Genomic DNA, 13,016 nt, shown 5'->3' with positions numbered 1-13,016 from the left:
CCCGATGTGCGGTTCGGCGCGTCGACGAGTGTGGCGCCGCCCGGGCGGCCCGGCGTCCGGGAGGTCGCGTGCAGAGCTGGGCCGTCCGTCTCGACACCCGCGACGTCGACCTCGCGCGCGACCAGGTGGCCCGCTCCTACTGCCCGCACGCGCTGGCACCCATGGGCGGCGGGTTCCACGCACGGCACGCCGAGGCCGGCTCGGCCGACCTCGGCGTGTTCTCCCTGTCCTACGGCGAGGGCGCGGTGACGGTGCGACCGGAGCCGTTCGGCGACTTCGTGCTGTTCTCCCGGCCGCTCGCAGGAGCGCTCACGGTGCGCGGATCGGCGGGACCGACGACCGTCGCCCCGGGACGGACCGTCGCGCTCGACGCCCGCACCGCGCACGACCTCGACTTCGGGCCCGGCTGCCGGCTGCTGACGATCAAGCTCCCCACCACGCTCGTCGGCCGCGCCGGCGCCGCCTCCGGGCGGGCGGGGGACGTCCGCACGGGTACGGCGGGCGATCCGCGCCCCTGGGACGCGGTGACCCGGCTGCTGCTGGCCGACGTCGTCCCGCAGGGGCTGCTGCACACCCCGTTCGGCGCCTCGGTCGCGCAGCTGGCGGCCGTCGCCGCGCTCGACTCCTTCGGGGTCGCGCAGGCGCCGGACCGTCCACGCGCAGCGGCCGCGGACGTCGTGCGCCGGGCCTGGGAGTACATCGACGCCCACGCGGGCAACGGGATCGGGCTGCTCGACATCGCCGAGGCGGCGGGCGTCGCGCCCCGGACCCTGCAGGACCACTTCCGCGACCGGCTCGGCGCCAGCCCCACCGCACACCTGCGCCGGGTCCGCCTCGAACGGGCCCGCGCCGACCTCCTCGCAGGCCGCGGCGAGACCGTCGCCGCCGTCGCGTCACGGTGGGGGATCGGCAACCTCGGCCGCTTCGCCGCCGAGTACCGCCGCGCGTTCGGCCGCTCCCCGTCCGACGACCTGCGCCGCTGACCCGTGCGCCGCGTGATGTGGCCGTGCCGCGCCCGGCGGACAGGGCAGGCCGTGCGCCGCGCCTAGCCTCGCCGCACATCCCTCGACACCGGAGGCCCGCATGAGCACCTACGTCCTCGTCCACGGCTCCTGGCACGACGGCAGCCTGTGGGAGCCGGTCGCGACCCACCTCACCGGCATGGGCCACGACGTGCACACCCCGACCGTCGCCGGGCACGGCGCCGGCGTGCCCAAGAACGTCACCCACGACGACTGCGTCGCCTCGATCGTCGACCACATCACCGGCGCCGACCTGCGCGACGTGATCCTGCTGGGGCACAGCTTCGGCGGCACCGTCATCGCCCGCGTCGCCGAGGAGATCCCCGACCGGCTCCGGCGGCTGATCTTCTGGAACGCGTTCGTCCCGGCGCCGGGCAACAGCCTGCTCGACGAGGTCCCGCCGCACTACCGGGACCTGTTCGACCAGCTCGCGGCGGCGACCGACGACGACACGATCGCGATGCCGTTCCCCATCTGGCGGGAGGCGTTCATCCAGGACGCCGACGCCGAACTGGCCGCCTCCACCCACGCCCGGCTGTCGACGGAGCCGTACCAGCCGTTCCGCGACAAGCTCGACCTCAGCCGCTTCTACGCCTCCGAGCTGCCCAGGAGCTACATCAACGCCACCGAGGACACCGCGCTGCCGCCGGGTGAGTGGGGCTGGCACCCGCGGATGTCGAGCCGGCTGGGCCTGTACCGGCTGGTGCAGCTGCCGGGCAGCCACGAGGTCATGTTCACCGCGCCGGAGCGGCTCGCCGTCGCCATCGACCAGGCGGGCCGGGACTGAGTCAGCCGGCCGCGGGCAGCGAGTCCGCCGGCCCGAGCAGGGCCTCGACGTGGCGGGCGGCGGGCTCGCGCAGCCGGGCCGACAGCGCCGCGAACAGCTCGTGGGCGCGCTCGCCGTTCCATCCGGCGGGCAGCAGGTCCAGGGGCAGGCCCGGGTCGGCGTAGGGCAGCCGCCGCCACGCCGTCAGCATGTCGACGAGGTCGACGAACGCGCGGGCGTCGTCGTCGGGGCCGCCCGCACCGGCGAGCCAGCGCGCCCCGACGGGCTCGAACCGCTCCAGGAAGTCGGCGTAGAGCGCCTGCAGCCCGTCGAGATCCCACCACGACGCGACCAGCCCGGCCAGCTCGCCGCCCGCCACGTGCGGGCCGGTGAAGACCTGCGTGAACCCGGCCAGGCCCGCCCGCTCCAGCGTCTCGACGGTCGCGGTCTCCAGGTGCCGCGGCGCGATCCAGGTGCCGGGGGACACCGTGCCGAAGCCGAGCCGGGTCAGCGTCGAGCGCAGCTGGTAGCGCTTGGCGCGCTCGGTGTCGGGGACGGAGAACACGACGAGCACCCAGCCGTCGTCGGCGCGGCCGCGGGTGTGCCCGAAGATGCGCACGTCGCCCTCGGCGAGCAGGCCGTGGGCGTCCGCGGACAGGGCGTACCCGGCGGCGTCGGCGCGGCGCTCGGCGTCGACGAGCCCGCGCCGCTTGAGCCGGTGGATCGCCGACCGCACGGCCTGCACGTTGATCCCGACCTCGCCGAGCAGCCTGACCAGCCCGGCGATCGGCAGCCAGCCACCGCGCTCGCGCGCGTAGAGGCCGTACACGGTGAGGATCAGCCGACCCGGCTGGCCGCCGGCACCTGCGCCGTCCTCCGCCTCGATCGTCACGGGGCAACCCTACTGGCGCCGCTCACCGGCGCCGCTGCAGCGTCTGCGACGCCACCCGCCGAACCGGTACCCGCGTGACGTCGCTGATCCCGGCGTTCACGAGACCCCGGCCGTCGCGCAGGCGCCGGTGGCGATGGTCGCGGCCGGAGGTCCTGCCTGCGGTGTCAGCCGGGCGCGCCCGCCCGATCAGGCAGCGGGCGGCCCGTAGGTCATCCGAACCACGCCGTTGTCGTAGGTCTCGGTCTCGAGCAGCCGCAACGGGATCCGCTGCCCGGCGCCGAAGAGCTTCTCCCCGTCTCCCAGCGAGACCGGGTAGACGAACAGGTTCAACGTGTCGACCAGCCCGTCGGCGAGCATCGCCCGGACCAGCACGGCGCTCCCACTGACGTAGATGCCCCCGTCGACGGAGTCCTTCAGCTCCTGGATGCGTCGCGGGTCGTAGGGGCCCAGCACGGTCGCGTTCTCCCACTCCAGAGGATCGGCCAGCGTGGAGGTCACGACGTGCTTGGGTGTGCCGTTGAAGAACGCCCCGCCGGACTCCACGTCGTGCCCGCGGGCCGACCACGCCGGGTAGAACCCTTCGTATGTGGTGCGCCCCAACAGGATGGCCTGGTCGCAGAGCTTGCCGATGGCAGCCCCCATCGCTTCGGTGAAGCCGTACTCCGCCGTCCACGACGGGTCCTCGATCACGCCGTCGAGGCTGATGAACTCGTGCACATCGATGGTCCCCACGATGATCGTCTCCCAGGGTCAGTCGGTCGGGTCGTCAGCAGTGACCACCGCGGCGCCCCGAACTCATCTGTGAGTCTCGGATCTGCTCGCCCGGTCTGCCGGATTCTCTGTGATCGTCCCGGGCGGTGGCGGCGTTCGGGAGCGTGCCGCTCCACGCGAGGACGACAGAGGTGCTCAGGGAGCTCTGGCAGCGACGACGGCGGGACGACCGGACCGCGCCGGCCCTGGACGTCGCCGCCGGCGATGTCGCGTCGGCCACGGAAATCGTCGAGCGCCGGCAGGCGATCGAGGGCCTACGACGCGACCCGGGCGCACGGCGCCGAGACGTTCACGCTGCTCATGGCGCCCGCCCGCGCGCTGGGGGGCCGTCCCGGCCGCCGCGGCCACGCCGACCGCACGGCGGGACGCCGCTACCTGGGACGCGAGTCGCGCTGCGCTGCGGGAACAGCTCACTAAGCTGCGAGGGTGAGTCCAGTTTCGGGCGATTCGCCTACCCCCACGACGTCGGTCACACCCCCGGACGAGCCGCCCGGTCCCGTGCCGGCGCCGGTCCGGGTCAGGCGGCTGTGGCCTGCCATCGCTCTCGTGCTGATGCTGTGGCTCGCCGTCGGCGCGATCGGCGGCCCCTTCCAGGGCCGGCTGGCGGAGGTACAGACCAACGACTCGAGCACCTTCCTGCCCGCCGACGCCGAGTCGACCCGGGCCGCCGAGGAACAGCGGACGTTCACCGGGCCCCAGCCACTGCCCGGCGTCGTCGTCTTCGAACGCCCCGGCGGCCTGACCGCACAGGACCTGGACACCATCCGTGCCCGCGCCGCGGACGCCGCCCGGTCACCCGGGGTGGAGTCGGTCTCGCCGGTCATCCCGGCCCCCGACGGGGGCGCCGCCCAGTTCATCGCCTTCTACCCCGCCGACGCGCGCGACGGTCTCGACGAGACGGTTCCGCAGCTGCGCGAGACGATGGCCGCGGGCCTGCCCGCCGGGCTGACCGTGCACGTCACCGGACCGGCCGGCCTCGCCGCCGACCTGAGCGCCGCGTTCGCCGGGATCGACGGCCTGCTGCTCGCCGTCGCCGCGGGCGTCGTCGCGCTGATCCTGCTGATCGTCTACCGCAGCCCGCTGCTGCCGGTGCTGGTACTGCTGTCGGCGGGACTCGCGCTGTGTCTCGCGGTGCTCGCGGTGTACCTGCTCGCCGACGCCGACATCATCACGCTGTCCGGCCAGACCCAGGGGATCCTGTTCATCCTGGTCGTCGGCGCCGCCACCGACTACGCGTTGCTGCTCATCGCCCGCTACCGCGAGGAGCTGCGCCGCACCGAGTCCACCTCCGCCGCGATGCGCAGCGCGTGGCGGGCCACCGTCGAGCCGGTGCTGGCGTCGGCGGGCACCGTCGTGCTGGGGCTGTTGTGCCTGCTGCTGTCGGGGCTGAACTCCAACCGTGGTCTCGGACCCGTCGCCGCGCTCGGCATCGTCGCGTCGGTCCTCGCCGCGCTGACCTTCCTGCCCGCCGCACTGCTGCTGTTCGGGCGTGCCGCGTTCTGGCCGTTCCGCCCGCGTGCCGGCACTGCCGAGGCCACGAGCGGGCTGTGGGCGCGGATCGCCGCCGCCGTCGGCCGCCGGCCGCGGCGGCTGTGGATCGTCACCGCCCTCGCGCTCGGCGTGCTCGCCGCGTTCGTCCCGCAGTTCCAGGCATCCGGGGTCGCCCAGTCCGACTTCTTCGTCGACAAGTCGTCGGTCGACTCCGTGCAGGGCCAGGAGGCGTTGAGCAGGCACTTCCCGGGCGGGACCGGCTCACCGGCCGTGGTCTTCGTGTCGGCGTCGGCCGAGGAGCAGGTCCTCGCCACCGCACGGACGGTGCCGGGGATCGTGTCGGTCGACCGCGGCGAGGACCGCGTCGTCGACGGGCGGGTGCAGCTCGACGCCGTACTCGCCGACCCGGCCGACAGCGAGGCGGCGGTCGCGACCGTCGCCGAGCTGCGCCGCAGCCTGGCCGCCGTCCCCGGCGCGTCCGCGCTGGTCGGTGGCGTCACGGCCACGCAGCTCGACACCCAGGAGACCGCGACGCGCGACCTGCAGGTCGTCGTCCCGGCGGTACTGATCGTCGTGTTCCTGGTGCTGGCGCTGCTGCTGCGGGCCCTGGTGGCGCCGTTGCTGCTCGTCGCCACGGTGGTGCTGTCGTTCGCCGCGACCCTCGGGATCGGGGCGCTGGTGTTCAACAACGTCCTGGGCCTGCCCGGGGCCGACCCCAGCGTGCCGCTGTTCGCGTTCGTGTTCCTCGTGGCGCTCGGCGTGGACTACAACATCTTCCTGATGAGCCGCGTGCGGGAGGAGACGACCAGGGTCGGGACCACGGAAGGGGTTGTCCGTGGGCTGCGCGTCACCGGTGGCGTGATCACCTCGGCGGGTGTGGTGCTGGCGGCGACCTTCGCGGCGCTGGCCGTGCTGCCGATCCTGTTCCTGGTGCAGATCGCGTTCCTCGTCGCGGTCGGCGTCCTCGTCGACACGCTGCTGGTCCGCTCGATCCTGGTCCCCGCGCTCACCCTGGACATCGGCCGGCGGGTCTGGTGGCCGTCGGCACTCGACCGGCCGGCCCGGACCGCGGACGCCGCCCCCGCACACGAGCGGACGGGCTGACCGGCCCCGCCCGTCGGCGACCCCGGCCCGGGTGCCGCCGCCGGGCCCGTCGGGACGTGAGCCGTCCCGGCCGTCGGGCGAGGTGGCGGCGGGGGGTTGAACCGGCGTCCGGTGGGAACGTCCAGCCGTGCCCATCTCCGATCTTCCCGAGCGGGTCGCCCCGTGAGGGTGCATCTCCTCGCCCCGGGCCCGCCCGACCACGGGGTCGTCCGGCACTCGGCAACGCTGGCCCGGCTGCTGCTGGGGAGCGGGGCGGAGATCGTCGACGACGCACCCGCCGCCGACGTCGTCCACGTGCAGTTCACCGACGCCCTGTGGGGCCCCGACATCGCCACCGCCGCGGGCGGGTTCGCGGAGTGGGCGACGAGGGTGCGGGCCCCGCTCGTGGTCACCCTGCACGACGTCCCGGGCGGGGACGTCGACCCGAGGCGTGACGAGCGGCGGTGCCGCGGTTACGCCCGGGTCCTCGCCGCGGCCGACGTCGTCGTCGTGTCGGCCGCGCACGAAGCGGCGAAGGTGACCGCCATGAGCGGACGCCAGGCGGTCGTCGTGGGGCTTCCCGTCGAACGCCTGCCGTGCGGCCCCCGCCCGGACTGGGCCGACCGGCCGACGCTCGGCGTGCTGGGGTTCGTCTACCCCGGCAAGGGCCATGACGACGTGGTGCGCGCCGCCGCGGCCCTGCCGCAGCGGCCGCGGGTCGTCGCGGCGGGCGCGGTCAGCCCCGGCCACGAGGCGGTGCACGCGGACCTGGATCGCCGCGCCGCCGCGCTGGGCGTCGACCTGGTCCTGACCGGGCGGCTCGACGATGCCGCGATGGGTGGCGCGGCGCGCGCGGTGACCGTGCCGGTCGTGCCCGGCCGCGCGGTCAGCGCGAGCGGAACGCTGGCGACGTGGTGGGCTGCGGGGAGGCGACCGCTGGTCGCGGACGGCGTGTACGCCACGGACCAGGCGCGCACCTACCCGGACGCCCTGGTCCTCTACCCGCCGGGCGGCCTGGTCGCCGCGGCGGCCGCGGCCCTGGCCGGACCCGCCACGACGCTGCTGACGGGTCCGCGGACGTGGCCCGACGCGGCCGCGGCCCATCTGCAGGTCTACGCGAACCTCCAGGGGGTGCGGTGCTGACCGACGTCCTGGTGCCGCACAACCGGTGGGACCTGCTCGCGGGCCGGCCGGTGCCACGGCCGCGGGTGAGTGTCGTCGTCGTGCACTACGACCAGCCGCGCCAGCTCGCGCTGACCCTCGCCGCGCTCCGCCGCCAGACCCTGCCGCCGCTCGAGATCGTCGTCGCCGACGACGGCTCCCGCGAACCCGTGCGCCCCGGCGACGGCCCGGTCCCCGTCAGCGTCGTGCGGCAGGAGGACCTGGGCTTCCGCGCCGCGGCGGCCCGGAACGCGGGCGCCGCCCGCACCCGCGGCGAGGTACTGGTGTTCCTCGACGCCGACACCGTGCCCGAGCCGGGTTTCGTGGAGGCGCTGACGGCGCCGGTCGCGCTCTGCCCGGACGTGCTGGCCGTGGGCCGCCGCCGGCACGCCGATCTCGTGGCCCTGGCCCCCGGCGACGATCCCGCGGCCGCGCCCGAGTTGGCGGCGCCGCGGTGGCTCGCCGACGGCTACGCCCGCTCGGGAGACCTGCTGCACGCCGACGGTCGCAGTTTCCGCTTCGTCATCAGCGCCGTCCTGGCCTGCCGGCGGTCCCTGTTCGACGACCTCGGCGGTTTCGACGAGCGCTTCGTCGGCTACGGCGGCGAGGACTGGGACCTGGCGTACCGGGCGTGGAACGCCGGCGCCGTCCTCGTCCACCGGCGCGACGCCGTGGCCTGGCACGACGGTCCCGACTGGGCCGAGCGCGACGTCGCGCGCGGGCAGAAGGAGGCGGAGGCCGCGCGGCTGGCCGAGCTGATCCCCGAGCCGGGCACCCGCGGTGGTCACCCGGCCGGCGAGCTGCCCGACGTGCTGGTGGAGCTCGGCGTGGACACCGCCGGTGTGCGCGCCTCGCTCGACGTCGCGACCCATCGCGACCTGGCGATCCGGCCGCTCCACCGGCCGTGGTCGGCCGATCAGCTGCGCCGTGCCCGGGCCCGTGTCGTCGTCCACGACGTCCTGCCGCCCTCGGCGATCGCGGACGCGATGCGGTTGCTCGAGGGCCGGGACGCGGGAGAGATCACGATCGTCGACGCGGGCACCGGTGCCCACCTCGCCGACCTGACCAGCACCCGCGCCGAGGGCCGGGCGCGTCGCTGGGCGGGTTCGTCGGGTCTACCCCGCGACGAGGTGGTCCAGCGTGCCTTCGGCAGGACGACCTGCCATGTCCGCAGCGCGACCGGGCGAGGCGCGCCGTGACGGCCGCGGAGGTCCGTCGAAGGATCGGCCCCGTCGTCGCCGCCGCCCGCCCCGCTCGCACGCGGCCGGCCGGTTCGTCCTCCGTACCGGGTTTGGGTCCCGGTGCCGGGGGCAGGCGATGGGAGCGCCGCGTCCCGCCGGCGCCCGAGCGGTCCAGCAGCGCGCCGCGATCCCGGCACACCCGATCCCACACCGGAGGTTCGTCCGTGTTCCTGCACCGCCAAGAGCTGCAGTTCAAGTCCACCCCCGACAAGCCCGACGCCGTGTACGCGCGCAAGCTCCAGGAGGTGCTGGGCGGGCAGTACGGCGAGATCACCATCGCCATGCAGTACATGTTCCAGGGCTGGAACATGCACATCCCCGGCAAGTACCGCGACCTGGTCTTCGGCATCGCGTCCGAGGAGATCGGGCACGTGGAGATGCTCGCGACCATGATCGCCCAGCTGCTCGAGAAGTCGCCGCTGGGCATCACCTCCGATGCGGTGCAGGACGATCCGACCGTCGCCGCGATCGTCGGCGGAACCGATGTCCAGCACGCGATCGTCGCCGGTGCGGGCGCCCGGCCCGTGGACAGCAACGGCAACCCGTGGCAGGGCTCCTACATCACCGGTTCCGGCAACCTGCTGGCCGACTTCTCGCAGAACGCCGCCGCGGAGATGCAGGGACGGGTCCAGGTCGCGCGGCTCTACCACATGACCGACGACACCGGCGTGCGCGATCTGCTGGCATTCCTGCTGGCCCGCGACACGATGCACCAGAACATGTGGCTGGCCGCCGTCGCGGAGCTGCAGGAGGAGGGCGCCGAGAAGCTGCCCGCGCCGAGCAACTTCCCGCAGTCCCAGGAGCACACCGAGGTCGCCTACCAGTACCTCAACTTCTCCGATGGCGCGCACGCCGGCGACGGCCGCTGGGCCAAGGGCCCCAGTCCCGACGGGAACGGTGAGTTCACCTACCACGACGGGCCGACGACGAGCGTCCCGATGCCCCCGCCCACGCATCCGGACAGCCGCTTCTACGGCACGACCGAGCTGCCCAATGCCGTGGAGAAGGTTGCCGGGGCGGCGCAGGACGCGTTGAACAAGGAGTAGCCGTGGTCTCCGCCGCCCGGTACGGCCCGGTTCCCCGATGATCCCGCCCTTCGGCCGGCAGCACGAGCCCGTGCTCGACGACGACATCGTCCGTCCCCACCGGCCTGGGCGAGGTCCCAGGGGCGGCCGCGCCGGTACGCGGACCCGTCGGCGGGTGCGGACCGTCGCCGCCGTGGTCGGTGGGGGCGTCCTGCTCGTGCTCCTCACCGCCGCCGACGACCGGCTGCAGCTCGTCGTCGCGGTCGTGCTCGTCGGCCTGGGCATCGTCCTCGGGCGGCGCGCCGCCCGGACGCCCTGACCGTTGCGGCGGGGTCCGCGCGACCGGGCCCGGGCGCGACCTCGGTTCCGGGTGCCCGGCCCCGGGGTGGGCGACCGCGGGCCGGCGGCCGCTGCGCAGCCGGCCCGCGGTGGCTCAGCCGTCCCCGGAGCCGGAGCCGCTGTCGCCGGAGCCGTTGTCGCCGGAGCCGTTGTCACCGCTGTGCTCGGCCTCCCAGGCGCGGACACCGCCGAAGCCGTAGGTGGGGCCGTCGTAGCTCTGGCCGCGCGCCGCGAACTCCTCGGACGCCTTCACGACCTGCACGGTGTCGCCCATCTGCAGGTAGTCGTACCAGGCCTTGGCGTCGTCGGCGGCGAGGTGGATGCAGCCGCCCGACGCGGCCTCGGGGTTGCCCTCGTGGAAGGCGATCCCGCCGTCCTCGAAGAACACGCTGTAGGGCATGGGGTCACCGACGCCGTTGGTGAAGGACTCACCGCTGACGTGGTCGATGTCCTTGAGGTAGACGTGCAGGTCGTGCCCGACCGGTGTCGGAGCGGTCTTCCCGCCCGATGCGACGTTCACCGGGCCACGGACGACGGTGCCGTCCTGGATGAGCCAGGCGCGCTGCGAGTCGAGATCGACGCACGCCTTGGCCGTCACCGAGCACGGGGTGCCCGGGACGAGCGCCTGGGACCGGACGGCCGTGGTCGCCGCCGACTCGCCCGTCGCCGGATCGGGGGCGGTGTTCGCCGCGAACGCGGTGCCCGCGAGCAGGACGCTCGTCGCGACCGTGACGACCCCGAGCCCGACCGCACCGTACGCGTGCCGCCTTCTCACAACGGTTCTCCTCTCGAGCCGGCCGTCGAACACATCGACCGCCGATACAAGGGGAGACGACCCTCGCCCGATCGGGTTGCGCGTCCGCACCGGAAAACCGCTCGTCGTCGCCCAGCTGCGCCTGGTTCACACCGGATCGTGGCGGCATGGGCGGTTCGTGTGCGCGGCCCCGCTGCGGGGTGTGCGGTGACCGGGCGGACGGTCCGCGGCAGGCGTCGCCCGTCAGCAGGCCCCGATGACCTCGAGCCCGGCACGGGCCCGGTCCCAGGTCAGCGAGAACTCCACCGTCGTGGCGTCCGTCCCCGGGATGGGGAAGGTGATCGTCGAGCTCCGGCCGACGGCCAGCCGGTCGAGCGCGCAGGCCGCGCCGGCGTCGTCACCGTGGCGGGCGATCCAGTCGCCGACCATCAGCCGGTGGTAGCCGGCCGCCTCGTCCCACTCGCGGAACCGGTGCTCCTCGTCGATGCCGCGCACCAACCACATGGGGCCCTCCTCCCGGATTCGCCGCCTCCCAGTATGCCCGCGGGCGCCCGTCGTCACCGCCGGTCGACGTGGGCCGGTCCGGGCCCGGTCGTCGGCGCCCAGCGCCCACCCCGGCACCCGGCGCGGCTGTCCGATCAGGTGGCGTCGAGGACCTCACGCAGCGTCGCGGCGAACTCCGCGGGCTTGCCCGCGTAGCCGTGCTCCCCACCGAGGAACCCGCCGTGGTGGCTCGGGAAGACCGTCGCCTCCAGGCCGAGCTGCGCGGCGAGTGCGACGGAGGTGCGGCCGGTGAACACCCCCGCCGACTCCTCGCCGACGCCCACGACCACCCGCGTCGGCGCCGCGGTCAGGGCCTCGACGTCGGGGCGGTAGCTGCTCACGGCCCAGGACACGTCGGAGAGCAGCGGGTCGTCGCGCGACCCGTCGTCCTCCGACGGCATGCCGAACATCGCCGGGTCCGGGGCAGGCGCGGCGAAGTACTCGGGCGTGTACTCGCCCTGCCACGACGTCATGGCGATGAACGCGGCCATCCCCGAGCCGGCTCCCTTGGCGTTGTAGATCTCGGTGACGCCACCGCGGGCGCGTTCGGCGGCCTCGGCGTCGGGCAGGACGGGGATCGAGGGCGGCTCGTGGGCGACGAGGGTCCGCACGTCGGCGGGGTGGGCGGCGACGAGCGCGAGGCCCACGACGGCGCCGCCGCTGCTGCCGAAGACGTCGACGGGCCCGGCGCCGAGCTCCTGGACCAGCAGGTGGAGGTCTTCGGCCTGCACCTCGGGCCGGTGGTCGCTGCGGCCGTCCTTGCGGACGCTGCGGCCCAGCCCGCGCGGGTCGTAGGTGACGACCGTGCGGTCGCGGAAGTGGGAGGCCAGCGTCGTGAAGCCCGCCGCGGTCATCGGCTGGCCGATCATCAGCAGCGGCGGCCGGCCGTCAGCGGTGGGCAGCGGGCCGATCACGTCGTAGGCGAGGTCGGCCTCGGCGGTGGTGAGGGTGTGTGTCGTCATACAGCTCAGACGGCGGGGCGCGGCGGAACTCATCGCTGCACCGGGACCGGGTTCGGGGGTTCCCGGTTCGCCGGCGGGTGGGCGCGGCCGGGTCCGGGGTGGCGGCGCGTTACCGGATGCGGGCCCCGTACACGTGGTCGACCGTCATCGTCATGAGAACGCGGCGGTCCTCGACCATGGTCCGGCGGTACTCGTCCCAGTCGGGGTGCTCGCCCGCGGCGGCGCGGTAGTAGCCGACGAGCGCCTCGACCTCGGGACCGTGCGGGTCGCTGCCGGGCCCGACCAGCGTGGCGACGCCCTCGACCGTCGCCCACCCCCAGCCGTCGGCGCTGGTCACCTCCAGCGTCGCGCGCGGGTCGCGGCGCAGGTTCGCCGTCTTCGCACGACCGTCGGTCATCGAGACGTGCACGACGCCGGCGGACCGGTCGTAGAACGGTGTCACCGGTGACAGCTGCGGGCGACCGTCGGACTTGATCGTCGCGAGGACACCGATGCGGCTCTCGGCGAGCAGGGCGTGCGGGTCGAACGAGGACGCTGCCATGTCCGGGCCAACCCGCGTGGTGCTGCCCCGTATTCCGCCGCCGGCCCGTGTGGACGCCGCGGTCAGTGGAACGGCTTGTGCGGGATGTCGGCGTCGTTGAGCTGCTGCTCGGGGTCGACCCAGATGGCGTCGTCCTCGATCTTGCACGCGTAGACCGGGATCGGGCTGACCGCGGGCACCCCGCGGGGCTCGCCCGTGCGCAGGTCGAAACAGGAGTTGTGGGCCGGGCAGATGAGGGTGTCGTCCTCCTGCAGGTAGCCCTCGTTGAGCGGCTGCTGCTGGTGGGTGCAGGTGTTGTGGACGGCGACGGCCTCGTCCTCGTAGAGCCGGACGACGCAGATCGGCTCGCCCTTCATCTCCACGACCATCATGTCGCCCTCTTCGAGCTGGTCGAGATCCGCGACCGCTTCCCATGCCATGGCTGC

14 protein-coding genes are annotated in these 13,016 nt (G+C 74.5%); 7 read left to right on the top strand and 7 right to left on the bottom strand.

Features of this window, described 5'->3' with window-relative positions:
* The first annotated feature begins 68 nt into the window (after positions 1 to 68).
* Positions 69 to 983: an AraC family transcriptional regulator gene (locus AB7F12_RS16305; RefSeq protein ID WP_428500964.1), complete on the top strand. Its 915-nt coding sequence runs from the start codon at positions 69 to 71 to the stop codon at positions 981 to 983.
* 100 nt (positions 984 to 1,083) lie between these two features.
* Positions 1,084 to 1,809 carry an alpha/beta fold hydrolase gene (locus AB7F12_RS16300; protein WP_428516709.1) on the top strand — a complete coding sequence of 242 codons (726 nt, stop codon included), beginning with the start codon at positions 1,084 to 1,086 and terminating at the stop codon, positions 1,807 to 1,809.
* Between the two features lies 1 nt (position 1,810).
* Here the strand turns inward: AB7F12_RS16300 and AB7F12_RS16295 are convergent, their stop codons facing one another.
* Positions 1,811 to 2,680 (bottom strand): PaaX family transcriptional regulator, encoded by an 870-nt coding sequence (locus AB7F12_RS16295; RefSeq protein ID WP_428500966.1) that lies wholly within the window; start codon positions 2,678 to 2,680, stop codon positions 1,811 to 1,813.
* Between the two features lie 186 nt (positions 2,681 to 2,866).
* Positions 2,867 to 3,412 (bottom strand): dihydrofolate reductase family protein, encoded by a 546-nt coding sequence (locus AB7F12_RS16290; RefSeq protein WP_428500967.1) that lies wholly within the window; start codon positions 3,410 to 3,412, stop codon positions 2,867 to 2,869.
* Positions 3,413 to 4,003: 591 nt separating this feature from the next.
* On the opposite strand from AB7F12_RS16290, the gene AB7F12_RS16285 reads away from it, so the two are divergent.
* The 5 genes from AB7F12_RS16285 (at position 4,004) to AB7F12_RS16265 (ending at position 9,771) form a co-directional block, all read left to right on the top strand.
* Positions 4,004 to 6,046: an MMPL family transporter gene (locus tag AB7F12_RS16285; RefSeq protein ID WP_428500974.1), complete on the top strand. Its 2,043-nt coding sequence runs from the start codon at positions 4,004 to 4,006 to the stop codon at positions 6,044 to 6,046.
* Between the two features lie 111 nt (positions 6,047 to 6,157).
* A complete protein-coding gene (locus tag AB7F12_RS16280) occupies positions 6,158 to 7,168 on the top strand; it encodes a glycosyltransferase (protein WP_428500968.1) in 1,011 nt (336 codons plus the stop codon).
* Positions 7,162 to 8,385: a glycosyltransferase gene (locus tag AB7F12_RS16275; RefSeq protein WP_428500969.1), complete on the top strand. Its 1,224-nt coding sequence runs from the start codon at positions 7,162 to 7,164 to the stop codon at positions 8,383 to 8,385. Before AB7F12_RS16280 ends, AB7F12_RS16275 begins: the two co-directional genes overlap by 7 nt.
* 206 nt (positions 8,386 to 8,591) lie before the next feature.
* Positions 8,592 to 9,473 (top strand): manganese catalase family protein, encoded by an 882-nt coding sequence (locus tag AB7F12_RS16270; protein WP_428500970.1) that lies wholly within the window; start codon positions 8,592 to 8,594, stop codon positions 9,471 to 9,473.
* Positions 9,474 to 9,627: 154 nt separating this feature from the next.
* Entirely contained in the window at positions 9,628 to 9,771 is a 144-nt protein-coding gene (locus AB7F12_RS16265) for a hypothetical protein (protein ID WP_428500971.1), read from the top strand.
* A 114-nt stretch (positions 9,772 to 9,885) separates the two neighbouring features.
* Here the strand turns inward: AB7F12_RS16265 and AB7F12_RS16260 are convergent, their stop codons facing one another.
* The 5 genes from AB7F12_RS16260 to AB7F12_RS16240 form a co-directional block, all read right to left on the bottom strand.
* Positions 9,886 to 10,566, bottom strand: a complete 681-nt coding sequence (locus AB7F12_RS16260; RefSeq protein WP_428500972.1) for a L,D-transpeptidase — start codon at positions 10,564 to 10,566, stop codon at positions 9,886 to 9,888.
* A gap of 222 nt (positions 10,567 to 10,788) precedes the next feature.
* Entirely contained in the window at positions 10,789 to 11,049 is a 261-nt protein-coding gene (locus tag AB7F12_RS16255) for a hypothetical protein (protein WP_428500973.1), read from the bottom strand.
* Between the two features lie 134 nt (positions 11,050 to 11,183).
* Positions 11,184 to 12,050, bottom strand: a complete 867-nt coding sequence (locus tag AB7F12_RS16250; protein WP_428516707.1) for an alpha/beta hydrolase — start codon at positions 12,048 to 12,050, stop codon at positions 11,184 to 11,186.
* Between the two features lie 109 nt (positions 12,051 to 12,159).
* A complete protein-coding gene (locus tag AB7F12_RS16245; protein ID WP_428500217.1) occupies positions 12,160 to 12,591 on the bottom strand; it encodes a PPOX class F420-dependent oxidoreductase in 432 nt (143 codons plus the stop codon).
* Between the two features lie 62 nt (positions 12,592 to 12,653).
* The gene (locus AB7F12_RS16240) at positions 12,654 to 13,010 is read right to left on the bottom strand and encodes a Rieske (2Fe-2S) protein (protein WP_428500216.1); all 357 of its coding nucleotides are present in this window, start codon (positions 13,008 to 13,010) and stop codon (positions 12,654 to 12,656) included.
* Between the last annotated feature and the right edge of the window lie 6 nt (positions 13,011 to 13,016).

Origin of the sequence: Pseudonocardia sp. (assembly GCF_050250275.1) — a bacterium.
Classification (GTDB): domain Bacteria; phylum Actinomycetota; class Actinomycetes; order Mycobacteriales; family Pseudonocardiaceae; genus Pseudonocardia.
Note: the sequence above shows the minus strand (reverse complement) of the source record. Positions and strands in the feature narration are given on the sequence as shown.